The sequence below is a fragment of the Pantoea sp. ME81 genome (genome assembly GCF_903970985.1).
Lineage (GTDB): Bacteria > Pseudomonadota > Gammaproteobacteria > Enterobacterales > Enterobacteriaceae > Pantoea > Pantoea communis.
The window spans coordinates 1-26,328 of the sequence record NZ_CAJCKS010000066.1 but is presented as its reverse complement, the minus strand read 5'-3'; the positions used below and the strand labels follow the sequence as shown (position 1 = coordinate 26,328).

Annotated in this window: 24 protein-coding genes; 12 read left to right on the top strand and 12 right to left on the bottom strand. The window is 54.5% G+C overall.

Features of this window, described 5'->3' with window-relative positions; genetic code table 11:
- A partial coding sequence (gene uspE, locus H7A81_RS13800; RefSeq protein ID WP_182057787.1) for a universal stress protein UspE occupies nucleotides 1-557 on the bottom strand: 557 nt, incomplete at its 3' end.
- 118 nt (nucleotides 558-675) lie between these two features.
- Nucleotides 676-1,428, bottom strand: a complete 753-nt coding sequence (locus tag H7A81_RS13795; RefSeq protein WP_034830913.1) for an FNR family transcription factor — start codon at nucleotides 1,426-1,428, stop codon at nucleotides 676-678.
- Nucleotides 1,429-1,724: 296 nt separating this feature from the next.
- Here H7A81_RS13795 and smrA point away from each other — a divergent pair, with 296 nt between their 5' ends.
- Nucleotides 1,725-2,291, top strand: coding sequence for a DNA endonuclease SmrA (gene smrA / locus H7A81_RS13790; protein WP_034830911.1), 567 nt, complete (start codon nucleotides 1,725-1,727; stop codon nucleotides 2,289-2,291).
- Here the strand turns inward: smrA and H7A81_RS13785 are convergent, their stop codons facing one another.
- Nucleotides 2,292-3,212: a LysR substrate-binding domain-containing protein gene (locus H7A81_RS13785; RefSeq protein WP_034830936.1), complete on the bottom strand. Its 921-nt coding sequence runs from the start codon at nucleotides 3,210-3,212 to the stop codon at nucleotides 2,292-2,294.
- A gap of 310 nt (nucleotides 3,213-3,522) precedes the next feature.
- Here H7A81_RS13785 and H7A81_RS13780 point away from each other — a divergent pair, with 310 nt between their 5' ends.
- Together H7A81_RS13780 and H7A81_RS13775 are read left to right on the top strand one after the other, a co-directional pair.
- Nucleotides 3,523-4,857, top strand: a complete 1,335-nt coding sequence (locus H7A81_RS13780) for an aromatic acid/H+ symport family MFS transporter (protein WP_182057786.1) — start codon at nucleotides 3,523-3,525, stop codon at nucleotides 4,855-4,857.
- 88 nt (nucleotides 4,858-4,945) lie between these two features.
- Entirely contained in the window at nucleotides 4,946-6,292 is a 1,347-nt protein-coding gene (locus H7A81_RS13775; protein ID WP_182057785.1) for a VOC family protein, read from the top strand.
- Nucleotides 6,293-6,353: 61 nt separating this feature from the next.
- On the opposite strand, the gene H7A81_RS13770 is transcribed toward H7A81_RS13775, so the two are convergent.
- A complete protein-coding gene (locus H7A81_RS13770) occupies nucleotides 6,354-6,788 on the bottom strand; it encodes a DoxX family protein (protein ID WP_182057784.1) in 435 nt (144 codons plus the stop codon).
- Between the two features lie 192 nt (nucleotides 6,789-6,980).
- On the opposite strand from H7A81_RS13770, the gene H7A81_RS13765 reads away from it, so the two are divergent.
- Both H7A81_RS13765 and H7A81_RS13760 read left to right on the top strand, forming a co-directional pair.
- Nucleotides 6,981-8,498: a carboxylesterase/lipase family protein gene (locus H7A81_RS13765; protein WP_097117267.1), complete on the top strand. Its 1,518-nt coding sequence runs from the start codon at nucleotides 6,981-6,983 to the stop codon at nucleotides 8,496-8,498.
- 213 nt (nucleotides 8,499-8,711) lie between these two features.
- Nucleotides 8,712-10,388, top strand: coding sequence for a methyl-accepting chemotaxis protein (locus H7A81_RS13760; protein WP_182057783.1), 1,677 nt, complete (start codon nucleotides 8,712-8,714; stop codon nucleotides 10,386-10,388).
- On the opposite strand, the gene H7A81_RS13755 is transcribed toward H7A81_RS13760, so the two are convergent.
- Nucleotides 10,346-11,227 (bottom strand): LysR substrate-binding domain-containing protein, encoded by an 882-nt coding sequence (locus H7A81_RS13755; protein WP_182057782.1) that lies wholly within the window; start codon nucleotides 11,225-11,227, stop codon nucleotides 10,346-10,348. The genes H7A81_RS13760 and H7A81_RS13755 overlap by 43 nt on opposite strands.
- Nucleotides 11,228-11,353: 126 nt before the next feature.
- Between H7A81_RS13755 and H7A81_RS13750 the strand changes: the two genes are divergently transcribed.
- Nucleotides 11,354-12,520: a methionine aminotransferase gene (locus tag H7A81_RS13750; RefSeq protein WP_182057781.1), complete on the top strand. Its 1,167-nt coding sequence runs from the start codon at nucleotides 11,354-11,356 to the stop codon at nucleotides 12,518-12,520.
- Between the two features lie 14 nt (nucleotides 12,521-12,534).
- Nucleotides 12,535-13,314 (top strand): transporter substrate-binding domain-containing protein, encoded by a 780-nt coding sequence (locus tag H7A81_RS13745; RefSeq protein WP_182057780.1) that lies wholly within the window; start codon nucleotides 12,535-12,537, stop codon nucleotides 13,312-13,314.
- Between the two features lie 176 nt (nucleotides 13,315-13,490).
- Here the strand turns inward: H7A81_RS13745 and pepT are convergent, their stop codons facing one another.
- On the bottom strand, nucleotides 13,491-14,717 hold the full coding sequence (gene pepT / locus H7A81_RS13740; protein ID WP_182057779.1) for a peptidase T: 1,227 nt from the start codon (nucleotides 14,715-14,717) through the stop codon (nucleotides 13,491-13,493).
- Nucleotides 14,718-14,830: 113 nt separating this feature from the next.
- Between pepT and H7A81_RS13735 the strand changes: the two genes are divergently transcribed.
- On the top strand, nucleotides 14,831-16,426 hold the full coding sequence (locus H7A81_RS13735) for an ABC transporter substrate-binding protein (RefSeq protein WP_182057778.1): 1,596 nt from the start codon (nucleotides 14,831-14,833) through the stop codon (nucleotides 16,424-16,426).
- 54 nt (nucleotides 16,427-16,480) lie between these two features.
- On the opposite strand, the gene H7A81_RS13730 is transcribed toward H7A81_RS13735, so the two are convergent.
- Nucleotides 16,481-17,407: a LysR family transcriptional regulator gene (locus tag H7A81_RS13730; RefSeq protein WP_182057777.1), complete on the bottom strand. Its 927-nt coding sequence runs from the start codon at nucleotides 17,405-17,407 to the stop codon at nucleotides 16,481-16,483.
- A gap of 148 nt (nucleotides 17,408-17,555) precedes the next feature.
- On the opposite strand from H7A81_RS13730, the gene H7A81_RS13725 reads away from it, so the two are divergent.
- Together H7A81_RS13725 and H7A81_RS13720 are read left to right on the top strand one after the other, a co-directional pair.
- Nucleotides 17,556-18,977: a M20 family metallopeptidase gene (locus tag H7A81_RS13725; RefSeq protein ID WP_182057776.1), complete on the top strand. Its 1,422-nt coding sequence runs from the start codon at nucleotides 17,556-17,558 to the stop codon at nucleotides 18,975-18,977.
- Entirely contained in the window at nucleotides 18,974-20,248 is a 1,275-nt protein-coding gene (locus tag H7A81_RS13720) for an MFS transporter (RefSeq protein ID WP_182057775.1), read from the top strand. Before H7A81_RS13725 ends, H7A81_RS13720 begins: the two co-directional genes overlap by 4 nt.
- Before the next feature lie 163 nt (nucleotides 20,249-20,411).
- Here the strand turns inward: H7A81_RS13720 and aldA are convergent, their stop codons facing one another.
- The 3 genes from aldA to H7A81_RS13705 all read right to left on the bottom strand — a co-directional run bounded on the left by aldA (nucleotide 20,412) and on the right by H7A81_RS13705 (nucleotide 22,483).
- Nucleotides 20,412-21,848, bottom strand: coding sequence for an aldehyde dehydrogenase (aldA, locus tag H7A81_RS13715; RefSeq protein WP_166936685.1), 1,437 nt, complete (start codon nucleotides 21,846-21,848; stop codon nucleotides 20,412-20,414).
- A gap of 198 nt (nucleotides 21,849-22,046) precedes the next feature.
- On the bottom strand, nucleotides 22,047-22,145 hold the full coding sequence (locus tag H7A81_RS13710) for a YoaK family small membrane protein (protein ID WP_141399000.1): 99 nt from the start codon (nucleotides 22,143-22,145) through the stop codon (nucleotides 22,047-22,049).
- A 14-nt stretch (nucleotides 22,146-22,159) separates the two neighbouring features.
- The gene (locus tag H7A81_RS13705) at nucleotides 22,160-22,483 is read right to left on the bottom strand and encodes a hypothetical protein (RefSeq protein WP_182057774.1); all 324 of its coding nucleotides are present in this window, start codon (nucleotides 22,481-22,483) and stop codon (nucleotides 22,160-22,162) included.
- A gap of 366 nt (nucleotides 22,484-22,849) precedes the next feature.
- Here H7A81_RS13705 and rhaT point away from each other — a divergent pair, with 366 nt between their 5' ends.
- A complete protein-coding gene (rhaT, locus tag H7A81_RS13700) occupies nucleotides 22,850-23,887 on the top strand; it encodes an L-rhamnose/proton symporter RhaT (protein WP_034831194.1) in 1,038 nt (345 codons plus the stop codon).
- A gap of 44 nt (nucleotides 23,888-23,931) precedes the next feature.
- On the opposite strand, the gene rhaR is transcribed toward rhaT, so the two are convergent.
- Together rhaR and rhaS are read right to left on the bottom strand one after the other, a co-directional pair.
- Complete coding sequence (rhaR, locus tag H7A81_RS13695) at nucleotides 23,932-24,798, bottom strand: HTH-type transcriptional activator RhaR (RefSeq protein WP_058962076.1); 867 nt, start codon at nucleotides 24,796-24,798, stop codon at nucleotides 23,932-23,934.
- Between the two features lie 14 nt (nucleotides 24,799-24,812).
- Complete coding sequence (gene rhaS, locus H7A81_RS13690) at nucleotides 24,813-25,634, bottom strand: HTH-type transcriptional activator RhaS (RefSeq protein WP_182057773.1); 822 nt, start codon at nucleotides 25,632-25,634, stop codon at nucleotides 24,813-24,815.
- A gap of 289 nt (nucleotides 25,635-25,923) precedes the next feature.
- Here rhaS and H7A81_RS13685 point away from each other — a divergent pair.
- Nucleotides 25,924-26,328: FGGY family carbohydrate kinase (locus tag H7A81_RS13685; protein WP_255478969.1), on the top strand; the 405-nt coding region annotated here is incomplete at its 3' end.

The window sequence follows — 26,328 nt, the reverse complement described above, 5'->3', positions numbered from 1 at the left end:
ATATCGGCCAGCAGCACGGTTTCACGCATCAGCTTTTGGTTTAATTCATCGTGATGGGGCTCTTCACTGGCCAGATTGACCGCCACAACGGCTCTGCCACCTTCCGGCCACGGCTGATCTTTTACCATCCACACCGGGCAGGGGCATTTGCGTAACAGATGCCAGTCTGTCGGGGTAAAAATCACTGCTTCCAGGCGATCGTGCTGATGGGCCATTTTCAGCACCAGGTCGTGCTGATGCGCCATCACTTCCTGAATGATCGCTTCATAAGGGCGGTTATGCCACACCACTTTAATTTCAATATCAACACCGGCCTCAAGATAGGCGTGGGCCTGTTGACGAATCCATTCAGTACGCTGACTGATCACACCTTTACGCATGTTGGATCGCTCATCAGGCGACAGCAAGGTGGTCATTTCATAGGAGAAGTCGTAGATAGGCAGGAAAGCTTTGATTTTTCCGCCGATACGTTGATTCAGATACACTGCACGACGCAGCGCGGGTTGATCGTCCTGTTGGGCGTCAATCGCCACCAGAATATTTTGGTACCGGGACATAAGGCAATCTCCTCAAACCAAAGCAAGTTGGATTAAAGATAGCCTAAGTTGGCGCAGGGCAGAAGGGGAAAAGTTGTTGCCGGATCAATAAACTAACATTTATCGACCCGGCATAGAATCACGCAGCTTGTTCAGTCTGACCCGCCAGTTCTGCCAGCAACGCATGGTTCTCGATAGTGATATATTTGCCTTTAACGGCCAGCATGCCACTTTTCTGGAAGCGGCCCAGCAGACGGCTAATGGTTTCTACGGTTAGTCCCAGGTAGTTACCAATGTCACCACGCGTCATGGTCAGGCGGAATTCGCGTTGTGAGAAGCCACGTTGACCAAAGCGGCGTGATAAATTCCAGACAAAGGCCGCCAGACGCTCTTCCGCGTTTTTCTTGGAGAGCAGCAGGATCATATCCTGATCGCCTTTAATCTCACCGCTCATCAGACGCATCATCTGCTGGCGCAGTGCCGGCATTTTACCGGAGAGATCGTCGAGAGTTTCGAAAGGAATTTCACACACCATCGCTGTTTCCAGCGCCTGAGCAAAACTCGGGTGGTGCGCGCCGACAATCGCATCAAAGCCCACTAAATCCCCTGCCAGATGGAAGCCGGTAATCTGCTCGTCACCCTGTTCAGTAATGGTATAGCTTTTGATGGTGCCGGAGCGGATAGCGTAAAGCGATTTCAGTTCATCACCGGCTTTGAACAACGTCTGACCTTTCTGAATCGGCTTTTTGCGCTCAATGATATTGTCCAGCTGATCCAGCTCATGCTCGTTCAGTGTGAAAGGGATACACAACTGGCTGATACTGCAATCCTGACAGTGAATGGCACAACCGCCAGACTGAATACGTCGAATGCTGCGTTTTTCCGGGATCATATAGGTACGCTCGATGATTATTGACTGCCGTCAATTTTAACATTTTTACGCGTTAAGGGAACTCATCCGAGCAGTAATTCCCCTTAAACCCCCACTAACGTAGGGTATACCTGAGTTTGCGCAAGGTTTGCCTGACATTATTTTTTGAACTGGAACGTTTTGTTGCCATATTTACATCTGGTCATAACTTGTCTCAGCGCAAAAAGTGACAGATGTGATGCCAAAAATCCTTTGCTACTATTTTGTTTTTGAGCGGCAACTTGCGCTCAGCAAACCACCAGGCGTGAGAAAACACCATGAACCTAGACGATGAAGACCTTTTCCGGGATGCCATGGGCGATGTGACGCCACTGAAAGATTGTGCCAATACCCAATGGTTGCGTTCCCCTTCGACCAAAGCGCCGCGCCCGACGCAAGCCAATGACGAACAGGAAAATTTCCTCACGCGGGGCTTTCTTGACATCATCCCGCTGACGACACCGCTGGAATACAAAACAGAAGGGATTCAACAAGGTGTGTTGGACAAGTTGCGGCTGGGGAAATATTCCCTGGACGCCAGCCTGAACCTGCTGCGTCAGCCGATAGAAACCTGTCGAAAGTCATTGTTCAGTTTCATGCTGCAGGCACGCAAGCAGGGGCTACGCAATCTGCTGATTATCCACGGTAAAGGCCGTGATGATGAAGCCCATGCCAATATCGTACGCAGTTATCTGGCACGCTGGCTGACGCAGTTTGACGAGGTGCAAAGCTTTTGCGTGGCGCAGCCCCAGCACGGAGGTGCCGGGGCACTGTATGTCAGTTTAAGAAAAACGGATCAGGCGCGGCTGGATAATCGTGAGCGCCACGCCAAACGCAGTCGCTAATCAGGTGTGAAATTTGCGAATGGTCGCCAGCAACACTTCGGCACTCAGGCTGAGATGACTGCCGCTGCGGGTGATAATCCCCACCGGCTCTCCCGGCCCAGGGGAGTTAATCGGCAGTGCAATAACGGCATTGTGGCTAAGGTCTTCCTTGATGGCGCCTGAGGGGACAAACCACACATAGTCATAACGCAGGGCCAACTGACGCGCCAGCGAAGTGGATGAGGTTTCAACACAATTAGCGGGAAGCGCACAACCTTGCTCGTCCAGCATATGTTGAGCGATACGACGCGGGGCGGTGCCCTCCGGCGATATCACCACCGGCCACTGCATCGCGCGCGATAACGTGACGTTGTCACTGAGGAGCGGGTGTTCCGGACGTACCACCAGTTTAAGCGACTCAAGGAATAGCAATTCATAACTCAGACCCGCCATCATTTCACTGTCGGCCATGCGCCCAATGCCAATATCAAACTCACCCGCGCGCAACCCGGCCAGCAGAACATTATTATGTAATGTCGCCACTTGTACCGTGGTGTTCGGTTGTTGCTCGTGAAAGCGATCGAGAATCTGTGGCAGCATACCCATTGCCGCTGTGGTGAGCGCGCCGAGGCGAATCACGACCGGTCGGCCGGGTTGTGGGGCGTTAAAGCTTTGGCCTGCATGGTTAAGCGCATCCAGCACTTTTACCGCATGGACAAGAAATTGCTCGCCGAGCGTCGTTAACTGGGCACCGAGACGACCACGTTCAAACAGACGCGCGCCAGCCAGTTCTTCCAGCTCATTCAGGGTTTTTGAGAGCGCAGGCTGGCTGAGATTGAGTGTCTCTGCCGCGCGCCCCAGCGTGCCTTGCTGCGCGACCGCAACAAAGGTGTGTAAATGGCGCAAGCGAATGCGCTGATTGAAAAGGGAATTTTTGTCCATAGCCTCAAACATAATGACTTTTACCTGATGGCGGCAATGGGAAAACTGGAATTATGTTAACTTCACTGCAAAATTATATTAACAAAAGCCCTGATATTGCTAACCTGATGTTTTAATTAGAATTAGTAAAAATCAGCGCCAATGCAAAATTATCACCTATTGCAATATCAAGCGCTTAATCTCGCATAATTTGAATAATTCTCACTTACACCTAAAAATCCTGCCCGTTATTGTTAACGATGAGCTATCATTAGCGCCGTTTTTTTTACCAAAACTGATGATTAAACGATGAATGTGCAGGAGTTGATCCGTGACCACCGTTGAAGCCGTAGATGTTCGCCAGCTGATTAATCAGAGTGCGCTTAGCCGTTGGCAAAAACGCCTGATTGCGCTGTGCTTCATCGTTGTTGCGCTGGATGGCATGGACATCGCGCTGATGGGCTTTATCGCTCCTACATTGAAAGTCAGTTGGGGCGTCACTAATCATCAGCTTGGCATGGTGATCAGCGCTGCGCTGATTGGCCTGGCCTTAGGTGCCATGGTGGCAGGGCCATTGGCCGATCGCTACGGGCGGCGTGTGATGATACTGCTCAGCGTGGGTTTTTTTGGCTTGTGGACGCTGGCCACCGCCATGGCGCAAAACATCGATCAAATGATGTTATTCCGTTTTCTCACCGGGCTTGGCCTCGGTGCAGCCATGCCAAACGTTGGAACGCTGGTAGCAGAGTATGCACCAGAGCGTCGACGTTCATTCATTATCACCGTGGTGTTCTGCGGTTTCACCTTTGGTGCCGCATCGGGCGGATTTGCAGCTTCCTGGCTGTTGCCTCGCTATGACTGGCACTCCGTGATGTTGATGGGTGGCGTCTTGCCGCTGATTGTTTTGCCTTTCCTGCTGCGCGGCTTACCGGAATCCGTGCGCTTCCTGATTAGCCGTCGCGCACCTGCTGCACGTATACATGCCATTTTGGATCGCATGCTGCCTGGCGTCGTTGAGCCGAACAGCCATTACCAGTCCACTGAACAGGTTGTCGTGCGGCGTGGCGCAGTGGCGACGGTGGTGTCCCGGCGATATCTCTTCGGCAGCCTGATGTTATGGGGCGGCTACTTTATGGGGCTGTTCCTCGTCTATCTGATTGGCAGCTGGATGCCCTCGCTGATCAACACGCTGGGAATGTCGGTGACGGAAGCGGCTATCGTCACGGCGATGTACCAGGCGGGCGGCACGGTAGGTTCGCTGTTTGCGGGCTGGCTGATGGATCGCATTAATGCCAATATCGCGCTGGCGGTGATCTACTTCTGTGGCGGCATTGCGATTGTCGCGCTCGGCTTCTCCCCGGCGGAAGTGGGATTAATGAGTGCCATCGCCTTCTTTAGCGGCTTCTGCTTTAACGGCGCCAATACCGGCATGAATGCGCTGTCCGCCAGCTATTACCCTACGCACGCGCGTGCGACCGGTTCCAGCTGGATGCACGGTGTGGGTCGTGTCGGTGCGATTATGAGTGCTTTTGTCGGCGCAGAGCTTCTTTCGCTCGGGTGGTCGTTCAGCCAAATCTTCCTGTTGCTGGCGATTCCAGCGGTGCTCACCACCATCATGCTGGCCCTGAAATGTCGCTTTGGTGACCCGTCAGACCGGGCTGAGTGACAGGGCGATCACAGTTCCACGAAATTCCTCCACGGCGATAAAGGGTTGATCTACATTAGCAACAACCCTTAACGCCGAGGTGATGACCATGGAAAACTTTCTCACCAGCGATGCGATTCGCACGCTGTTCTCACAAGCGATGTCCAGTATGTATCAGCAGGAAGTGCCGCAATATGGCACCCTGACGCAACTGGTCACGGCCGTGAATGAACGTACGCTGGAAGCACAACCCGCTTTAAAAAACCGCCTCGCTGCCGCCGATGAACTGGACCGTCTCAGCGTGGAACGTCACGGTGCGATTCGTGTGGGAACGGCAGAAGAACTCAGCACACTGCGCCAGATGTTTGCGGTGATGGGGATGGAACCGGTGGGATATTACGATCTCTCCCAGGCGGGCGTGCCGGTTCACTCCACCGCGTTCCGTCCGGTCACCGACAGCGCATTGCGCCGTAATCCGTTCCGCGTATTTACCTCTCTGTTACGGCTTGAACTGATTGATGACGCCGCGTTGAGAGAAAAAGCCGCTGCGATTTTAGCCGCGCGCGATATTTTCACGCCGGGTTGCCGCGCATTGATCGCGCAACACCAACAGCAGGGCGGTTTAAACGCTGCGGACGCGGCGCTTTTTGTCAAAGAGGCGCTGGAGACCTTCCGCTGGCATGCCCACACCACTGTGGACAGCGTGACCTACCGCGCACTGAGTCAGCAACATCGATTAATCGCCGATGTAGTGTGCTTCCAGGGGTGCCACATCAACCATCTGACGCCGCGCACGCTGGATATTGACCGCGTGCAAACGTTGATGCCCGCGCGCGGTATCGATCCCAAAACCCTCATTGAGGGGCCACCACGGCGCGAGGTGCCGATCCTGTTACGTCAAACCAGCTTTAAAGCGCTGGAAGAGGCAGTGCATTTTAATGACGGCACCCCCGGCACACACACTGCGCGCTTTGGCGAGATCGAGCAGCGCGGCGCGGCGCTAACCCCCAAAGGTCGCACACTCTACGACCGTCTGTTGGCGGAAGCGGGCACCGGCAGTGATAACCAGCATCATCAACAGCATCTGAGCGCGGTGTTTCGCGATTTCCCAGATGATGAAGATACCTTGCGCGAACAGGAACTGGCGTGGTTCCGCTATCGTTTGACCGCTAAGGGCACCCAGCATCCTCCGCAAACGGGAGAAACTCTGGTTCAACTGCTTGCTGAAGGGCGCGTGCTGGCAGAACCGATAGTGTATGAAGATTTTCTGCCAGTGAGCGCAGCGGGGATATTTCAGTCTAATTTAGGCGACGAAACGCACGCACGTAGCGCGGGCAATGCCAGCCGGGCGGATTTTGAAGCCGCGTTAGGTGCAGCGGTGCAGGATGAGATGGCGTTGTATCAGCAGATGCAGCAGCGCAGTCTGGCTCGTTGCGGTATACGTAAAGGGGCATAAGAAAACCGGTCTGTGAAGTGGCATCAGCACTTCAGCAGACCGGCTTCATTTCTTTTGATTTTTATTGCAAGCGCGAATCACGCACCAGCGTGTACTTCCCGGCACCCAAGAACATGATGGCGAGTGCGCCCAGCAGATAAAGCGCCTCTGTTTCCAGAGACCAGGCGCCAACATCTGTGCGATGCCAGACCGCGCCCATTTTTACCAGCAAGGTCGCAACAACCATGTTCACCGCAATAATGAAAGCCGCAGGGCGCGTCATTAAACCGATGATCACCATGACAGGTGCCACTATTTCCCCGATGTAAGCACCGTAAGCGATGAAACCTGGCATGCCTTTAACGGCCAGCATATGAGCGATCCAGTCGACGCCATGTATCACCTTGAATTCGCCATGAAATAACAGCAGGCCGCCAAACGTCAGACGTAACAGCAGTTTACCGAAGTCCGGGTGATCGCTCATCCGATTGAACATCTGGTTGATACCACCAAACATCGCGCTTCTCCGTCTCGCCAGGTTAACTTGTAACCTTAATGCAATTCGCCATGCCAGGGTTAGCCAAATAATTTGATGGAGATGTTCAATGGATCGAAAGCATATTCGGCTTAATCTGCAAATGCTTTCAGAACATGGACATTCGCTCAAGGCCTGCAAATAATGGAACCAAGCTTGATCTGGGAACCCGAGATGAAAAACGAACGACGTCTGAGGATCATGACCGCAGAGGGTGAACTCAGAGGCCTGATTGACGATGATCTTTTTGTCTTCAAGGGAATACCTTACGCCGCGCCACCTGTGGGCGCACTGCGCTGGCGTCCGCCACAGCCGGTTGCACACTGGCAAGAAGTACGTGAGGCCACGCAATGGGGTGATGCCAGCTGGCAAAACCGGGATTATTGCGTGGCAGTGGGTGGCGGCGATCCGGGCCGGTTCAATGAGGATTGTTTGTACCTGAATATCTGGACCCCAGACGTTGAGCCCTCCCGTCCCTTGCCGGTGATGGTGTGGCTGCACGGCGGAGGCTTTACCATCGGCGCGGGTAGTCTTGATCCCTATCGTGGCAAAGCCTTAGCCGCGCAGGGCGTCGTCGTGGTCACGCTCAATTATCGTCTTGGCCATTTTGGCTTTTTCGCCCATCCGGCGCTGGATGCTGAATACCCGCAAGAAGCGGTGGTAAATAACTTTGCCTTGCTGGATCAAATCGCTGCGCTGCAATGGGTTCAACGCAATATTCCTGCCTTTGGCGGCGATCGCCAAAATATCACACTGTTTGGCGAATCATCGGGCGCGCGCAGCGTGTTGTCTTTGTGCTGTTCTCCGCTGGCTGAAGGGCTGTTCCACAAAGGTATTGTCCAGAGTGCATACAGCTTGCCGGATGTGCCGCGCAGGAGGGCGCAACAGATCGGTAAACAGGTTGCAGCGCATTTTGGCCTGCCGGATCACGCCTCTGCCGAACAGCTTCGTCAGTTACCTGCCGATCAATTCTGGCCGCTGCAACGTCCACTGGGATTAGGTCCGGTGGCAATTAGCGGTGATGCGGTGCTCCCCAAACCGATGCTCGAAACCTTTATGGCCGGTAAACAGCATCGGGTGCCGTTGATGGTGGGAAGTAACAGTGATGAAGCCAGCGTATTGGATTATTTTGGTGTTGATCCTGCAACGGTGTTACAACAAATTCGTCGCAAAAATCGCCTGAGTTATGGCCTGATGAAATGGCTATACGATATTCACGACGATACCTTACTGGGCCGGGCAGTGGCGCGAGACATGGCGTTTACCGTGATCCCGTTACTGGTGGCGCAGTCTCAACACAGTATTGGCATGCCTGCCTGGCGATACTGGTTCGACTATGTGTCAGAAAACGCCCGCGACCTCTATCCACATGGCACCTGGCACGGCAACGAAATCCCCTATGTATTCAACACGCTGACCTCACTGAAACCGCTGCCTGAACGGGATTACACTGCCGCAGACAAGCGCTTCGCTGACATGGTCAGTACTTATTGGGTGACCTTCGCCCGGGATGCCAGTGAGTTTAGCTATCGGCTGCAGGGCAAAATCGACTGGCCAGTGTGGCGTCCCCGTGAAGACCTGACATTAGCCCTCGGTGATCAGGGTAAACCGCAAGCGGTGTTGAAGGCGCGTTTTATGCGTGGGCGGCTGCGTTTGTTCCGTCTGATGATGCGCAGCCACGTTAAGCTTTGATGAGCAGGCTAATAGTGAAATTGCGCAAATGAATTTATAAGGCAAATTTTCGGCTAATCCATTGATTATCAGTAATAACATTTCCTATCCGGCTTAAGCAGACAGCAATTAATTAGCTTATTAAACCGTTACATTTTCCCAATCCACTGCCGATAAACGCAATATGCCCGATTTTATCGGGCCTCCTACGCGTTTCACACCAAGGGATTATGTATGAGAATCTTAAAAAACTTCACTATTCGCGCCGTCATGCTGACTATTCTCGGGCTGTTCTGCCTGCTGTGGTGCGGTGTCGGATTATTTAGCGTGCACTCGCTCAATGCCCTAGGCGAAGGGAATGAGATAGACCGTGAGCTGGTTAATCAGATGACGGTACTGAGTAAAGGCAACGATCAATATTTTCGTGTGGTGACGCGTCTATCCCGCGTGATGGAAGGGCGTGCATCGGGCGCGGCAGTAAGCGCGGATGCCTTCGCACCGGTGCAACAGGCGCTGGAGAGTATGAAAGCGCAGCTGGTGCAATTCAAAGCGATGGCACCCGGCCCGATGGACATTGAAACGGTTAACAGCGTTATCGCCAGCTGGCAGAAATTGCTGGATGAGGGGATTGCGCCGCAGGTGTCGCTGGCACAGCAGAGCACTGTTGAAGCTTACCGCACACAGGCTAATAACGTGACGCCCGCCCTGAGCCGCGCCTTTGGCACCAGCGCGGAGGCGTTTAACAAAGCCGCAGGCATTAAGCTGGATGAAACCCGTGTCACCGTTGATAAGCTCACTAACATTACTAAGGTGATTATTTTAGTTGCTGTGGTGTTCGGTCTGGTGATTTTGCTGTTCACCGACCGTTATCTGGTAGCGATGCTGGTGAAACCGCTGGAGCGCGTACGTAACCATTTTGCAGTGATTGCCCAAGGCGATCTTAGTCAGCCCGTGGAAGATTTCGGCCGCAACTGTGTCGGCAAACTGGTGCCGCTGCTGCGTGCGATGCAGGACAGCCTGCGTGAAGCCGTGAGCGCCATTCGCAGCGGAACCGAGAATATCTATCGCGGCGCGGCAGAAATCTCATCCGGTAACAACGATCTCTCATCCCGTACCGAAGAGCAAGCGGCCGCGCTGGAGCAAACGGCGGCCAGCATGGAGCAGCTCACGGCAACGGTGAAATTCAACGCCGACAACGCCCGTCAGGCCAGTTCACTGGCAGAAACGGCTACCGGCACCGCGCAGCAGGGCGGCCGTCTGGTAGGGGAAGTGGTCACCACCATGCAGGGCATTTCCGGCAGTTCGAAGAAAATTGCTGAGATTACCAACGTGATCAACAGCATTGCTTTCCAGACCAACATCCTGGCGCTTAACGCCGCCGTTGAAGCCGCGCGTGCGGGCGAACAAGGCCGTGGTTTTGCGGTCGTGGCCAGTGAAGTGCGTAATCTGGCACAGCGCAGTGCCGGGGCGGCGAAAGAGATCGCCACGCTGATTGAAGATTCCGTCCAGCGCGTGGATAAGGGCTCTGCGTTGGTCAGCAGCGCAGGCAGCACCATGAACGATATTCTGAAGTCGGTGCAGGATGTGAATGAGATCATGAAGCACATCGCGGCCGCCTCCGAAGAGCAGAGCAAGGGCATTTCGCAAGTTGGCACCGCCGTCACGGAAATGGACAGCGTGACTCAGCAGAACGCCTCGCTGGTGGAGCAGGTTTCTGCGGCGGCAAGTGCGCTGGAGCGTCAAACGGAAGAGTTGCAGGCTTCTGTCGCGAAATTCCGTCTGTCGGACAGTGCGCCGTTAGGTAAAGCTCAGGCCGCACCAGCCAGCACCGTTCTGCGCCGTCCGCTGTTAACCAGTACGCCTGTCGCTCAATCGAAGTCAGCCAGCGCCGATGAGTGGGTTTCATTCTGAGGCTGACACAACCACGCCACCAGGTCCGGCAGGAACGGTGGCGCATCCTGCTCTGCTCGCTGTAGCAGGCTGTAAGCGGCCCCGGTTGCCACCGTGTTGGCAAACGGGGCAATTAACCGACCATTCGCCAAATCATTTTGCACCAGTGTCACATCCGCCACCGTTGCACCAAAGCCCTGAATCGCCGCGCTGATGGCCAGATCCATAGTAGCAAAGTGCTGATTGCGTGCCATCGGCACAGTGGCCGCTTGATCCGCCAGCCACATTTGCCAGTCGCGGGAATCATTGGTGGGATGCAAAAAAGTAAACCTCGCCAAATCGCTGATGCCCACGGGTGGCGTGATGTTGCTGCCCAGGACCGGTGTCAGTCGCTCATCAAATAAACGAATGGAACCGGCAGGCGGCGTGCCAAACACAATCGCCGCATCATAATTTTCCAGCTGTGAAGCGTGGTCCAGCGTGGTGGTCAGTGCCACATGGATTTCCGGCCGCTGTTGCTCCAGCGCCACCAAACGTGGCACCAGCCAGCGCATGGCACAGGTGGGCGCTTTCAGGCGAATTGAGGCATTGCTGCGGCTGGCTTTCTCGGTGGCATTCACCAGCATGGCATAACCTTGTTGCAGTTCGGGCAACAGCGCCGCGCCTTGCTCGGTAAGATGCAGACCACGCGCATGGCGTGCAAACAAGGGAAATCCCAGCCAGCTTTCCAGCGTGGCGATTTTACGGCTCACCGCACCCTGCGTAATGCATAATTCGCTGGCGGCGCGCGTCAGGTTAAGATGGCGTGCGGTGACCAGAAAAGCATGGATGGCATTCAACGGCAGGGCGGAGCGGGACATAACGACCTCAAGCTATGATTTTTAATCATGGCTATTATGACAACAATTCGCTTGTCGACTCAAGCGTCTCACCGTTGAATAGAAATCTACTTTCCTTACGTGGTTATGCAACCTTGTGGAGCAACGATGACCTTGAATAGCAGTGTTAACATCTCTTCCAAACAGCCCGATGTCGGCACGACGATTTTCAGCGTCATCGGCCTGCTGTCAGCACAACATAAAGCCATCAACCTGTCGCAAGGTGCGCCGAACTTCCCGTGCGATCCGCATCTGGTGGAGCTGGTCAGTAAAGCCATGCGCGAAGGTCATAACCAATATGCCTCTCTGACCGGTTTACCGGCGCTACGTGAAGCGCTGGCTGAAAAAGTCGAGACCCTTTATGGCCAGCGCTATGATGCGGGCAGCGAAGTGCTGATCACCGGCAGCGCCAGCCAGGGTATTTACATGGCGATTTCGGCGCTGGTGCATCCTGGTGATGAGGTGATCTTCTTTGAACCGGCGTTCGACAGCTATGCGCCGGTGGTGCGTTTACAAGGTGCAACCCCGATTGGCCTGAAGTTACAGGTGCCGGATTTTGCGATCAACTGGGATGAACTGCGCGCCACCATCACGCCGCGCACCCGCATGATCATCATCAACACCCCGCACAACCCAAGTGCGCAGGTGCTGACGCCAGCCGATTTGGAGCAGCTGGCAGCCTTAACCCGCAACACGGATATCGTGGTGCTGTCCGACGAAGTGTACGAACACATCCTGTTTGATGGCCGAGCCCACTGCGGCATGGCAACCCATCCGGAACTGGCACAGCGCAGCGTGATCGTGTCTTCATTCGGCAAAACCTTCCACGTCACCGGCTGGCGCGTCGGTTATGCGCTGGCACCGGCCGCGTTGATGGAAGAAATTGTGAAGGTGCATCAGTTCATGATGTACGCCGCCGATACGCCAATGCAGGTGGGTTTTGCGCACTATCTGCAGAATCCGCAAAACTATCTGCAGCTGTCACCGTTCTATCAGGAAAAACGCGATCGCCTGCTGTCATTGATGCAAGATTCGCCGTTTAAGTTGCTGCCAAGCGCAGGTTCCTTCTTTATGTTGGCCAGTTACGGACATTTCAGTGACGAAAGCGACAGTGAAATGGTAAAACGTCTCATCGTCGATCACGGTGTGGCCACCATTCCGTTGTCGGCGTTTTATATGGACGGCACTGACAATAAATTAATTCGCCTGTCATTCGCGAAAGACGACGCAACACTGCAGGCTGGCGCGGAAGCGCTGTGCCGGGTTAAAGGGTAATTAGGGGAAGAATAATGAAAAAGTTAAACGCACTGTTTGTGGCGCTGGGTATGCTGACTTCTGCACACGCACTGGCACAGGAAACCTTACGCTACGGTCTGGAATCCCAATATCCGCCGTTTGAAAGCCGCAACGCACAGGGCGAGCTGGAAGGTTTTGATATCGAACTGGGTAAAGCGATTTGCGAAGTTGGCAAATTCGACTGTAAGTGGGTGGAAAGCAGCTTTGATGCGCTGATCCCGGCACTGCAGGCGAAAAAGTTTGATGCGATCAACTCGGCGATGAACATCACTGAAGCGCGTGCCAAAAGCATCGATTTCACCAAGCCCATCTACCGTATTCCGACCATGCTGATCGTGAAACAGGGCGAGAAAGTCCTGCCAACGGCCGAGTCACTGAAAGGCAAAAACATCGGCGTGCTGCAGGGTTCAATCCAGGAAACTTACGCTAAGAAGCACTGGGAGCCGCAGGGCGTGACCGTGACCTCTTATCAGGACCAGAACCAGGTTTATAACGACATGGTGGCGGGCCGCCTTGATGGCACGCTGGTGATGTCTGCTGCGGGTCAGTCTGGTTTCCTCGATAAGCCACAGGGCAAAGGTTTCGCCTTTGTTGGCAAGCCGGTTGAAGATGACACCATCCTCGGTTCCGGTATCGGTTTCGGCCTGCGTAAGGGTGATGCCAAGCTGAAAGGTGAACTGGATGCGGCTATCACGAAAGTGCAGGCTGACGGCACCATCACCAAGCTGGCGGCGAAATTCTTCCCTGGCATTGATGTGACCGCAGCGAAATAACATCAAGCGCCACTCTGGCGCGCTGCGCCGTTAAAACCGGATTAAATTAAGGCTGCCATTGTTCATCTATGGCAGCCTTTTTCGTTTACGTCGAAGTGGGTGGCATTGCCTCCCAACGGTTGCCGGACCCTCCCTGTGCCTCTGACAGCATTAAGATCTGCCGGTAAAGTTCTTGCTTATTTCGCCGCCAAATAACACAGCGCTTCGGCCACCTGATAGGATTTCACAAACGAGGGCACCGGCAAAAACTCGAAGCGTGAATGGAAATTGTGTGCACCGGTAAAGAAGTTCGGTGTCAGCAATCCTTTTGCCGATAAGGCCGCACCATCCGTGCCACCTCGCATAGGGATCACTTTCGGTTCCACACCCACCTGTTCGAGTGCTGCAAAAATCAAATCAACCGCGCGACGATCTTCCCCAATCGCATTGCTGATGTTGCTATAGGTATCGTTGATGGTGAGTGAAACATGCCCGGTGGGATAAAGCGCAGCAATCTCATCAGCCACTTCCACCAGCTGCTGTTTTTTCTGATCGAAACCTTGTAAATCAAAGTCGCGAATCGAGGCTTTCAACACCGCACGGCTGGCGTTGGCATTGATATCGTTAAACCAGATATAGCCTTCGCGTCCTTCGGTATGTTCTGGCGTGGCCAGGCGATCGAAACGTGAAATAAAGTCGTGCGCCATCAGGAGCGGATTCACCAGCACGCCTTTACCGGACATCGGATGCGCCGGCACGCCGGTAAACACCAGTTCCGCCGCCGCCGCATTGAAGTTCTCATACACCACTTCGCCCAGCTCACAGCAGTCGATAGTCCAGGCAAAATCAACGTTAAAGCGTGTCTCCAAATCCAGCGCTTTGGCGCCGCGCAATCCAATCTCTTCATCCGGCACAAATGCCACCACAATGTCGCCATGATCGCCTTTGAGGTTTTCCATCAGCGTCATGACCACCGTCACCGCCGCTTTGTTGTCGGCGCCGAGCACGCTGGTGCCATCGCTAAAGATGATCTCCTGACCGTGATAGGCCGCAATCTCCGGGTGTTCCGCTACGCGCAGCCAAATATCTTGCTGCGCGTTCAGACACAAATCATCGCCGTTAAACGTCAGGGTTTGCGGGTGGATATCCGGTGATAAACCCACGTCAACCGTGTCGATATGGGTAATAAAGCCAATGCGCGGTGCATCAGGCCGATTGCCCGGTTTCACTGCCGTCACCGTGGCATGCTGATCGATGACGATATCCTGCAGCCCAAGCTCACGCAGTTCCTGCGCCAGCAGCTCCGCCATCGCATGTTGTGAAGGGGTGCTGGGCAGCGTGGTGGATTTGGCATCGCTCTGGCTGGAAACCGCCAGATAACGGTAAAAACGTTGGGTCAGTTGGCGCGCGAGTTGTTCTGTCATCACATTTCCTTATTAGCTTTGCGCGATGTGCATTACACACATCGGATAAATCGTGTTATTTATCAATACATACCGATGCGGGCTCATGGAAGTCAACAAAAACGAGGATCACAATGAAAAAGATGATGGCAAAGTTCACACTCAGCGCGTTGTGTTTAGCGGTAGCAGGCGGGGTATCGGCAAAAACGCTGGTTTACTGTTCTGAAGGTTCGCCTGAGAATTTCAACCCACAGCTGTACACCTCGGGAACCAGTGTGGATGCCAGCGCAGTGCCGATTTTCAATCGCCTGGTAGACTTCAAGCCCGGCACCACAGAACTGGTGCCAAGCCTGGCTGAAAGCTGGGATATCAGCCCGGACGGCACGGTATACACGTTTCACTTACGCAAAGGGGTTAAATTCCAAAGCAACAAACTGTTTAAACCCTCGCGCGACCTGAATGCCGATGATGTGATCTTCTCGTTTATGCGTCAGATGGATCCCAAAAACCCCTACCACAACGTCTCCGGTGGCAACTACAGCAATTTCGATAGCCTGGAACTGGCGAAGCTGATCAAGAATATAGAGAAAGTGGATGACAATACGGTGCGCATCACGCTGGCGCATGCGGAAGCGCCGTTCCTCGCGGATTTGGCCTGGTACTTCGCCTCCATTCACTCTGCGGAGTATGCCGATCAGATGCTGAAGGCCGGTACGCCAGAAAAAGTGGACATGGAGCCGATCGGCACCGGGCCATTTGAGCTGGTGCAATATCAAAAAGACTCCCGCATCCTCTACAAAGCCTTCCCGGATTACTGGCAGGGCAAAGCGAAACTGGATCGCATCGTCTTCTCCATCACCCCAGATGCCTCAGTACGCTATGCCAAGCTGGAGAAAAACGAGTGCCAGATTATGCCGTTCCCTAATCCGGCCGATCTGGAAAAAATGCGCACCAATCCTGACCTGACGCTGGAACAGAAATCGGGTTTAAATACCGGTTTCCTGTCGTTCAACACCACTAAAGCGCCGTTGGATAACGTTAAAGTCCGCCAGGCGCTGGCGATGGCGATTAATAAGCAGGCGATTATTGACGCAATCTTCAAAGGCACCGGCACGGTAGCGAAAAATATTCTGCCGCCGGATGTCTGGAGCGCCGACAAGGATCTGAAAGATTACGATTATGATCCGCAGAAAGCCAAAGCGTTGCTGCAGGAAGCGGGCATAAAACCCGGCACCGAAATCTCACTGTGGGCAATGCCGGTACAGCGTCCTTACAACCCGAATGCGCGACGAATGGCAGAGATGATTCAGGCCGATTGGGCGCAGGTGGGCATTAAAGCCAACATCGTCAGTTATGAGTGGGGTGAATACCTGAAGCGCGTGAAGGGCGGCGAGCATCAGGCGGCGCTGATGGGCTGGACCACGGCGACTGGCGATCCGGATAACTTCTTCGGCCCGCTCTACAGCTGCACCTCGGCCAATGGCGGCTCCAACTCCTCCAAATGGTGCTATCAGCCGTTCGAGAAGATCATCACCGAAGCGCGTGCTGAGCAAAACCATGACAAGCGCGTCACCCTGTATCGCGAAGCGCAGCAGATGATGCATGACCAGGTGCCTGCCGTGATGATCGCCCATTCGACAATTTTCGAGCCGGTGCGCAAAACGGTGAGCGGATATACCGTCGATCCGTTTGGCAAACATATTTTCTATCCGGTCGATATTAAGGATTGATGATGGCAGCGGGCAATCCAAAGGCGGCCCGCTAGATTGCCAAAATCCTGGCGATTATGGCTTCCAGCGTTGACGCAACGGCTCTTCCAGCGCGTTCATTTGCTGCAGTAAAAACGTCATAAACACATTCAGGGCGGCACTGCGAGGTCGCCCTGATTGCGCCTGTAGCTGCAGGTTGCGCTGACTCAACTGATCAATTCCCACAGAACGTAATATCAAGCCGTGCGTTTCCGCCTCTTGCAGCACGGTAAAGGCGCTGCAAATGGTCAGGGCCAGCGGTGTACGCAGCAAGAAGTGGAACAGCGTTGAGAAGGTATCGCAGGTGATCACCGGTTCAATCAAATTGCCGCTCATATGGCTCGCCAGCTCAAACAGCTGGCGCACCGTGGTGTTTTGTTGCGGCAACGCCAGCGGATAGTGGCTGACATCGTTCAGGGTCACGTGTGTTGCGCTAGCCAGCGGATGGCTCTGATGCATCACCAGCAGCACCGGCGCTGGCCAGGAACCGATCACCTCCACACCGCGTTCAGCGTGCAGGCTGAATTGCAGTGCCATATCGCATTCACCACTGCGCAATAACTCGGCGACACCCTGCGTACTCGCCACTTTGATATCAAACAGCACGCCGGGATTATCCTCACGGAAGGCGGCAATCATGCGCGGCAGCAGCGTAAAGGCCAACCCATCGGTACAGGCCACGCGAATCAGCGTGCGTCGTACGGCCTTTAATCCTTTGATTTCTGCCAGCGCGTATTCCATCTCCAGAATATTTTTGCGCACGTGATGGGCGTAAATTTCACCGGCTTCATTCAGCACCATACCGCGCGCATGGCGATCGAACAGCGGTACGCCGACCTGATTTTCTAGCCGCTGAATTTGCCTGCTGATGGCCGACACCGCCACAAACAGCTGTTCACTGGCCGCGCTAAGCGAACCGGTATTGGCGACAGCCAGAAAATAGCGGATCTCGTTGCTTATCATGCGAATGCCTCATGCTGGTGCATGCCTCGAAATCGGGCAGCGGAGCTTTGCCAAAAAAGCAAATCATACTCGATAAATTGATAATTGTGGCAAAGCAAGGTTTCCGCAAAGATGACAAAACCAAAATACCAATAAAAGACATGCAAACATGACAGCTCAAGAAGCGGTACAACAAGCCACCGCCTGGTTCGACAGCGGGGAATTTCAGGAAACACTGGCCCGACGCGTGGCACAGCGCACCGAAAGCCAGCGCCAGGATCGCGACAACGAATTACAGCGTTACTTGCAGGATGAAATAGGCCCTCAGCTGATCGCACTGGGGTTTACGCTGCACTTTATCGATAACCCTGAAGCCGCTCATCGCCCGTTCCTGGTGGCGGTGCGCATCGAAGATCCGTCACTGCCGACCTTGCTGAGCTACGGCCATGGCGATGTGGTGTTCGGCGATGACGAAAACTGGCGCGAAGGCCTATCGCCGTGGCAGTTGGTGGAAGAAGGCGATCGTTGGTACGCACGCGGCAGCGCGGATAACAAAGGCCAGCACTGCGTTAACCTTGCTGCGCTGGAGCAGGTGTTTAAAGCGCGTGGTGGACGACTCGGATTCAACTGCAAAATGCTGTTTGAGATGGGTGAGGAGATCAGCTCACCGGGTCTGGCTCAGCTGTGCCAGCATCATGCTGAACTGCTTAAAGCCGATCTGTTTATCGCTTCTGACGGCCCGCGTCTCAATGCGGTGCGCCCAACCCTGTTCCTTGGCTCCCGGGGTGCGGTCAACTTCCGTCTCACCGTCACCGCGCGTGACAACGCCTATCACTCAGGTAACTGGGGCGGCTTATTGACCAATCCGGGTACTCAACTCGCCAACGCCATTGCTTGTCTGGTGAACGAAAGGGGCGTGCTGCAGGTTGAGGCGCTGAAACCTGACTCTCTCACTCAGCAAGTGCGCGACATCCTCAGCGACATCGAAGTGGGGGGGATGCCAGGTGATCCGGAGATTGATCCCACCTGGGGCGAGCCGACGCTTTCTCCGACAGAAAGACTCTACGGCTGGAATACACTGGAAGTCCTCGCGTTCCTGACCGGCAATCCTGCGCGTCCGATGAATGCCATTCCCGGTGAAGCCACGGCGGTGTGCCAGTTGCGCTTTGTGGTCGGTACCGATTGGGAAAACCTGGCACAGCATGTTAGCGAGCACCTGGCGCAGCACGGTTTTGGCTACGTAAAAGTGGAGTTTATGCGCGGCTCACCGGCGACGCGACTCGATCCTACCGATCCGCTGGTGGATTGGGTGCTGGCGAGCATGGCAGAGACCAGCGGCAAAAAACCGGCGCTGCTGCCGAATCTGGGCGGTTCACTGCCCAACGAAGTGTTCTCAGACATTCTCGGCCTGCCAACCTTGTGGGTGCCGCACTCCTACCCGGCCTGCGGTCAGCATGGCGTCAACGAACATATGCTGAAGTCGATTGCGCGTGAAGGTCTGCAAATTATGACCCGACTGCTGTGGGATTTAGGCGAGCAGGGCAGCGAGCTGGTGGCTAAACACCGTCAGCACGCAGGAGGTGCTGCATGAGTACGCTTAACACGGCTGCCCCATTGAGCAGCACCAAACCGAATCTGCATAAAACGCTGTTTGCTACCTGTATTGGTAATGCACTGGAGTGGTTTGATATTGCTGTGTATGGCTTCTTTGCCAGCTACATTGCCCATGCGTTTTTCCCCACCAGCGATCCCTCGGTCTCTTTGCTGTTGACCTTTGGCAGTTTCGGCGTCTCCTTCCTGATTCGTCCGTTAGGCGCGATTGTGCTGGGTAACTATGCCGACCGCCACGGGCGTAAAAAGGCGCTGCTGCTGTCGATTAACCTGATGATGCTGGGCGGCGCGGTGATCACCTTTATGCCTAGCTATGGCACTATTGGTTTGATTGCGCCGTTGCTGATTCTGCTGGCGCGTTTGGTACAGGGCTTCTCAGCGGGTGGCGAATTCGGTAGCTCAACGGCGTTTCTGGTCGAGCATTTCCCGGAGCGCAGGGCGTTTATCGCCAGCTGGCAGTTTGCCACGCAAGGCGCGAGTACGCTGCTGGCCTCGGCGTTTGGATTGGGGTTGACGCAGATCCTCACGGAGAGTCAGATTCAGGATTGGGGATGGCGTATTCCGTTTGCCTTCGGTCTGCTGATTGGTCCGTTGGGGATCTATATCCGCCGCCATGTGCATGAGCCTGCCAGTTTTGAAGCGCAAGCGCCGGAAGCCGCTCCGCTGAAACGTCTGTTCGGGCGTCAGAAGGAGCTGATGCTGCTGGCGATTGGCCTGATGGTGATCTCCACCGCAGTAAACTACATGCTCAACTATGTGCCAACTTACGCCACCAAAAACCTGCATCTGCCAGGTTCCGCCGCGTTCACTGCGACCTTGCTGGCCGGGGTGATCCTGACAGTGGTGACGCCGCTGATGGGCTTACTGGCGGAGCGTGTTGGTCGCGTGCCGTTGATGTGGGGTTCGCTGCTCCTGTTGATCATCACTATCTATCCGGCGTTTAAGCTGGTGGTGAATCACACCACGCCGACCACCTTGATTATTCTGGTGTGCTGGATGGCGTTGCTGAAATCAATCTATTTCTCGACGGTACCGTCGGTGATGGCCGACTTGTTCCCAATTGGTACTCGCGCCAGTGGGATGGCGATCAGCTATAACGTCGCGGTGACGGTGTTTGGTGGTTTTGCACCGCTGATTTGTACGCTGCTGATCACTGCCACCGGCACCAGCCTCGCGCCCGGCTATTACCTGATGGCGATGTCGGTACTGAGTGGATTAGCTTTGCTGCGCAGCCAGAAGCGCATCGCTTAAAGGCGGTTGAGCGGATTAGCTTTGCCCCTTATCTAAAAGCGAAGAGCTTAGACATACCGGAGCTGCGCATTCCATTGCGCAGCCTGAAGAAATGCGCCAGTTATGGCACGACTTCACCTCATAACGATACCTGGCTGGTAACCTACTCAGCCAGGTATTTCACTCAGGAGAACTGCAAATACGCCACGTGGGTTTGCAGATACTCTTCCAGTCCGTGACGTCCATCTGCACCACCGATACCCGATTTGCGCCAGCCCGCATGGAATCCTTGCATCGCCTCGAAGTTCTCGCGATTGATGTAGGTCTCACCAAACTTCAACTGACGCAGCGCAATCATCGCCGTGTTCAGATTTTGCGTGTAGATCGAAGAGGTCAGGCCATATTCACAATCGTTAGCCAGCGCGACGGCTTCATCAAGGGTTTTAAAGGTCATCACTGGTAATACCGGACCAAAGATCTCTTCACGCATGATCTCCATCTCCTGACGCACACCGGTAATAATCGTCGGTTCGAAGTAGAACCCTTTATCACCGGCGCGTTTGCCGCCCAGCACTACTTTTCCGCCTTCAGACACCGCTTTGGCCACTTTCTGCTCCACGCGTTCCAGCGCGGCGGCGGTGATCAGCGGGCCCATGTCGATATCGGTTTGTTCGGCCGGATTGCCAAACTTCACCTGCTTCATTGCGGCAGTCAGAGCGGTGATAAAGCGATCATAAATGCCTTCCTGGACATACACGCGTTCCGCACAATTGCACACCTGTCCGGTGTTGATCACGCGTGAGCTGACAATCGCCTTCACAGCGAGATCCAGGTCCGCATCATCCATGACAATCGCGGGGGCTTTGCCGCCGAGTTCCAGCGACACCTTGGTGACATTTTTCGCTGCGGCTTGCATGGTGGCAATGCCCGCGCCGACGCTGCCGGTCAGGCTCACCAAACCGACTTTCGGGTTCGCCGCCAGCTCCTGACCGACTTCAGGACCATAACCAAACACAAAGTTGATCACGCCCTTCGGCAGGCCAATCTCATGCACAATCTGCGCGAAAATCGCCGCGTTGTTAGGGGTGAGCTCACTGGGTTTGATGGCAATAGTGTTGCCGGTAATCAGCGCCGGAGCGGCTTTACGCGCAATCAGGAAGAAGGGGAAATTCCACGGCAGGATACCGGTGGTGACACCGATGGCTTTCTTAAATACAAAGATATTTTCATTTGGACGATCGCTATTGACGATTTCACCTTCATAACGACGCGCCCATTCGGCCATGTAATCCAGATAATCGGCGGTGAAAAGCACTTCAGTTTGCGCCAGCCCCTGCGTTTTACCGCCTTCCGCCACAATCGTGGCCGTCAATTCGGGTTCACGCTGGCGGATACCGGCGGCAATTTTACGCAACCAGTTGCCGCGTTCTACTGCGGGCAACGCTTCCCAGCCGGGTTGTGCAGTATCTGCGGCCGCAATTGCCTGTGCTGCATCTTGCTGAGTGCCTTGCGGCACGCGTGACAGCAGCGCTTCAGTCGCCGGATTGATGACCTCAATCCATTTATCGTTCTGATCGTTTACAAACGCGCCATTAATGTAATGTTGATGGTGTGTTGTCATCTGTAGGGTCTCCGCGATCGGTTTCGTTATCAGGGTGTGAATCGAGAGTGAAACAGATCAAGGTGTAGCACCTTTTTGTCAGTGCCAGAGCGGATGACGAGATGGCAGAGAAGGGAAGAACGGTACGACAGACGCAGCATTCCTGATGAAATGCCGCGTATTCAGCGTGTTAGCTAATCATCCTTTTCAGCAAAAATATCAGGAGCCCGGCACCGCCGCACCGCTGGCGATAAACCAGGCGAGGAAACTGACGCCAGCAATGATGATGGCAATAGGGAAGAGCAGTCCGATTTTCATAATTATCCTGATCGTTAAGCGAGTTGAACAATGGCGCGATGGGTTTTCATCATACTGAACAGCTGGAATTGGCTGGCGTCATCCACCTCGCGCAGATGTTCGCCTTTCTGATACCGAATGCGGTGAACATGCCCGAGTTGACGCCACACCACGATGGCCGAAGCCAGCAGGGCGCAGTTCTCTTCGCTCTGGATGCAGTCAAGTGTGGCGTAACGCTCTTCATCCAATCCATTAATGAACACGTTTAACGCCTGGGGCGGCACAATGGAGCGGATATCATCCAGCATCACGCGGCTCACCGGCTGCGACAACAGCAGCGTCAACCTTTTGCTATTCATCTCATTCCTTCGTTGCGATGATTTTTCCAACGTTATACGGAATTCGCCACGTGGGGGAAAGCTCATCGGGCGGCTTTGCGTGAATGCCATGTTAAACAGCAGGCTGGCAGTCAGTCAAAAACTGTGTCGATCAACACAACAAAAATAAAAAATATCCCCAATAATAAGTGACTTATAAAAACCAGCCCGATTGATGCCCGCAAATGCAATTTTGTGATCCTCATGTTGAAGACCCGCCGAATTTTGCCAGCAGCGCGCGCTTTCCGGCAGCCATCCAAAGGCTGATGAAAAGCTGCACACCGTAGACTGCTGCTAATCGGGAAACTGTCGGTTTCCTGTGGGCCTCAACCTTACGAAGGAATAACAATGAACAGTGCCATTCTTGCCGGTATTTTATGGCATCTGGTGGGTGCCGCCAGTGCCGCATGTTTTTATGCTCCGTTTAAGCAGGTAAAAAAGTGGTCATGGGAAACAATGTGGTCAGTCGGTGGCGTAATGTCATGGCTGATTCTGCCCTGGGCGGTTAGCGCGGTGCTGCTGCCCAACTTCTGGGCGTATTACGGTAGTTTTAGCTTCTCGCAGCTGCTGCCGGTGTTTCTGTTTGGTGCCATGTGGGGCGTCGGAAATATCAACTATGGCCTGACCATGCGTTATCTCGGCATGTCGATGGGCATTGGTATTGCCATCGGTATCACCCTCGTGGTGGGCACCTTGATGACGCCGCTGTTGCAGGGACGCTTTGTAGAGCTGTTCAGCTCGCCGGGCGGACGAATGACGTTGTTAGGCGTACTGGTGGCGTTGGTGGGTGTGGCGATCGTTTCACGTGCCGGTTTGTTGAAAGAGCGTGCACTCGGCATCAATGCCGAAGAGTTTAATCTGAAGAAAGGGCTGGTGCTGGCGGTACTGTGTGGCATCTTCTCCGCCGGGATGTCTTTCGCGATGGATGCGGCGAAACCGATGCATGAAGCGGCAGCCAATCTGGGTATCAATCCGCTGTACGTGGCCTTACCCAGCTATGTGGTGATCATGGGCGGCGGCGCCTTAGTGAATCTGGCCTACTGCTTTATCCGCCTGGCGATCAAACCGGAACTGTCAGTGCGCCGTGATTTCTCAGTGGCGAAACCGATGCTGATCGCCAACGTGGCCTTCGCCGTGCTGGGCGGCACCATGTGGTATCTGCAGTTCTTCTTCTACGCCTGGGGCCACGCGAAAATTCCTGCGCAATATGACTTTGTCAGCTGGATGCTGCACATGAGCCTGTATGTACTGTGCGGTGGTTTGGTGGGTCTGGTGCTAAAAGAGTGGAAAGCGGTGGGGCAGCGTCCGGTTCGCGTGCTGTCGCTGGGTTGTGTGGTGATCATCATTGCGGCCAACATCGTCGGATTGGGCATGGCCAACGGCTAATGAATTGGCCGCTTTAGAACAAGCCTGACGCACGGCAAGGTGCGTCAGGCTTTTATTTTATCGCTCAGTGAGGCGTGCTGAGGAAGAAAACGCTGGCGCCAGGCACTGGGTGTCAAACCAGTATCCCGCGTAAACACCACCGAGAAGTAATTGCTATCATCAAAGCCGCAGCGCGCGGCCACTTCACTGATTAAACAATCCTGGGTGCGCAACAAATATTTTGCCTGGCACAGCTGTAGCTGCCGCAAATAGTGTCCCACCGTCATGCCGGTTTGCTGACGAAACAGCTGCTTCAGTGCACGCTCATTTAATTCATTTTGCTGGCAAAAATGGGCCAGGTCGAATGGGCGGTGCAGTGCACCCTGTAAGGCAGACATCAGTAAATCAAGCTGTTCACCCTCCGGCAGCGCCCATGGACGGTCGGCGGCATAACCATGCCGGCGCAAGATCAACGCCAGCTGCAGGAACAGCGCTTCAGAGAGCTGGATCGACAACGAATCGCTTTTACGGCTCTCCCGCTCGAGCTGGCTGATCACGCCACGCGCCAGCGCCATGCCGCGCGTGGTTAAGCGCCAGCAGCTGGGTGCATCATCGTCCTGTGGGGGCAGCAGCTGGCTCCAGTCCAGACTCAGACGAAAGCGATCGCGGCAGTAAAGAATGTTATCCAGCGCCAAATCGTTGACGCTGTCATAACTGTGGCAATCATTGTCGCGGATATAGAACACATCGCCGCAGGTAATCAACCACGGGCGATCGTTAAGCACGTGCAAGCCGTTGCCGCGCCAGACGATCACAATTTCACTGAATTCATGACGATGCGGGGGGAAGGAGGGTTGAGGCATGCGTTCGGCCACCGCAATCGGCAGATTGGTGGCCGGGAAATAGTCTTCGCGCGTCAAAATCAGCGACATGGGAACCACTCCAGTTACATCATCTGCTGGCGCTCCGCTCGGGGCGCGCAGCCAAATTCCCGCCGAAACAGCGTGGAGAAATGGTTGCTGTCACCAAATCCACACTGATAGGCGATGTCCGTTATGCGCATATCGCTATGGCGCAGTAAATGCCGGGCCTGCAATAAGCGCAGACGATTCAGGTAGCGCTGCGGCGTATTGCCGGTTTGCTGCTTCATCTGACGATGCAGGGTGCGCAGCGAAAGCGAGAAGCGATCGGCCAGTGCATCCCATTCAATATCTTCACTGTAGTGCCCATTGAGCCAGTCAAGCAACCGATGCAGACGTGCTTCCTGATCCTGCGCCTGATCGTTGTGACCGGCTTCGCGCAACAGCACCAGCAGTTGCAAGAAGAGCTGTTCCTGATGCGCCTGACGCTCCAGCGACCAGATCTCCTGCTGTTTCATCTGCGTCACAATCTGCAGCGCCTGCGCCATCACCTTGTGATTGATACGCCAGTGCGACAGATAGTTACCGTTTTCATCGCCGGGCAGCAATGACTGTAAACCAGAGAGAAAACGAAACGCTGCCGGGCTGCGATAAAGCACATTAGTCAGGCACAAATTCTCGGTCTGCTCATACAAATGGCGATCGTGATCGCGCACAAAGCACACGCAACCGGCGCACAGGGTCTGCGGCTGGCCGTTAAACACGTGAATACCGGAACCTTGCTCAACCAGCACGATTTCATGGAAATCATGATGATGTTCGGGAAAGGCCTGCTGCGGTACGCGCGGCTCAATAGCAATCGCGTAGTTTCCTTCCGGAAAGAAATCAGCACTGTGCAGAACGGTCATGATGCGCCTCTCGATTAACAATTTTGTAACCGAGTCTACGCAGGCGCTGTGCACCTTACCTTGAAATTTAAACCGCACAGCGCAGGAAAATGGCGAATTATTCAAGATCGGCCAAGTGATTGATGGAATTGCGGTAAAGCTCACAACTCTGTTGTTCCCCGGTTCTGTGAGCTTTCTCACGATCATCTTTGCCAGCCTGCCATCGACTATCACGCGCTGGCAGTAAGGGGAAGGTGGCAAAGCGCCAGTATTCATACGCTAAAGCCATCTCATCACAGGAAGAAACGCCATGAGTATGCGTAACATTGTTGCCATTGATTTAGGCGCATCCAGCGGGCGCGTGATGCTCGCACAATGGACCTCTGCTAACCAGCGCATCACCCTGCGTGAAGTGTGCCGTTTTGCCAACCAGCGTGTTCGTCGCACCGGTTATGACTGCTGGGATCTCGACAGTCTGGAGCAGGCGATTCGCGCAGGGCTGGCGCAGTTAGATGATGAGGGCATCGTGCCGGACAGCATCGGCATTGATACCTGGGGCGTGGATCTGGTGCTGCTGGATGCCAACGGCGATCGGGTGGGCGAAACGGTCAGTTATCGTGACTCGCGCACCGATGGATTGATGGCGCAAGCGATCAATGAGCTGGGTAGAGCCGCCATTTACCAGCGCACAGGTATCCAGTTTCTGCCCTTCAAT

Excerpts from the sequence above, each read along its gene's own strand:
- H7A81_RS13795 (WP_034830913.1), bottom strand. The coding sequence starts at position 1,428 with ATGATCCCGGAAAAACGCAGCATTCGACGTATTCAGTCTGGCGGTTGT.
- smrA (WP_034830911.1), top strand. The coding sequence starts at position 1,725 with ATGAACCTAGACGATGAAGACCTTTTCCGGGATGCCATGGGCGATGTG.
- H7A81_RS13785 (WP_034830936.1), bottom strand. The coding sequence starts at position 3,212 with ATGGACAAAAATTCCCTTTTCAATCAGCGCATTCGCTTGCGCCATTTA.
- H7A81_RS13775 (WP_182057785.1), top strand. The coding sequence starts at position 4,946 with ATGGAAAACTTTCTCACCAGCGATGCGATTCGCACGCTGTTCTCACAA.
- H7A81_RS13770 (WP_182057784.1), bottom strand. The coding sequence starts at position 6,788 with ATGTTTGGTGGTATCAACCAGATGTTCAATCGGATGAGCGATCACCCG.
- H7A81_RS13765 (WP_097117267.1), top strand. The coding sequence starts at position 6,981 with ATGAAAAACGAACGACGTCTGAGGATCATGACCGCAGAGGGTGAACTC.
- H7A81_RS13760 (WP_182057783.1), top strand. The coding sequence starts at position 8,712 with ATGAGAATCTTAAAAAACTTCACTATTCGCGCCGTCATGCTGACTATT.
- H7A81_RS13755 (WP_182057782.1), bottom strand. The coding sequence starts at position 11,227 with ATGTCCCGCTCCGCCCTGCCGTTGAATGCCATCCATGCTTTTCTGGTC.
- H7A81_RS13750 (WP_182057781.1), top strand. The coding sequence starts at position 11,354 with ATGACCTTGAATAGCAGTGTTAACATCTCTTCCAAACAGCCCGATGTC.
- H7A81_RS13745 (WP_182057780.1), top strand. The coding sequence starts at position 12,535 with ATGAAAAAGTTAAACGCACTGTTTGTGGCGCTGGGTATGCTGACTTCT.
- pepT (WP_182057779.1), bottom strand. The coding sequence starts at position 14,717 with ATGACAGAACAACTCGCGCGCCAACTGACCCAACGTTTTTACCGTTAT.
- H7A81_RS13735 (WP_182057778.1), top strand. The coding sequence starts at position 14,831 with ATGAAAAAGATGATGGCAAAGTTCACACTCAGCGCGTTGTGTTTAGCG.
- H7A81_RS13730 (WP_182057777.1), bottom strand. The coding sequence starts at position 17,407 with ATGATAAGCAACGAGATCCGCTATTTTCTGGCTGTCGCCAATACCGGT.
- H7A81_RS13725 (WP_182057776.1), top strand. The coding sequence starts at position 17,556 with ATGACAGCTCAAGAAGCGGTACAACAAGCCACCGCCTGGTTCGACAGC.
- H7A81_RS13720 (WP_182057775.1), top strand. The coding sequence starts at position 18,974 with ATGAGTACGCTTAACACGGCTGCCCCATTGAGCAGCACCAAACCGAAT.
- aldA (WP_166936685.1), bottom strand. The coding sequence starts at position 21,848 with ATGACAACACACCATCAACATTACATTAATGGCGCGTTTGTAAACGAT.
- H7A81_RS13710 (WP_141399000.1), bottom strand. The coding sequence starts at position 22,145 with ATGAAAATCGGACTGCTCTTCCCTATTGCCATCATCATTGCTGGCGTC.
- H7A81_RS13705 (WP_182057774.1), bottom strand. The coding sequence starts at position 22,483 with ATGAATAGCAAAAGGTTGACGCTGCTGTTGTCGCAGCCGGTGAGCCGC.
- rhaT (WP_034831194.1), top strand. The coding sequence starts at position 22,850 with ATGAACAGTGCCATTCTTGCCGGTATTTTATGGCATCTGGTGGGTGCC.
- rhaR (WP_058962076.1), bottom strand. The coding sequence starts at position 24,798 with ATGTCGCTGATTTTGACGCGCGAAGACTATTTCCCGGCCACCAATCTG.
- rhaS (WP_182057773.1), bottom strand. The coding sequence starts at position 25,634 with ATGACCGTTCTGCACAGTGCTGATTTCTTTCCGGAAGGAAACTACGCG.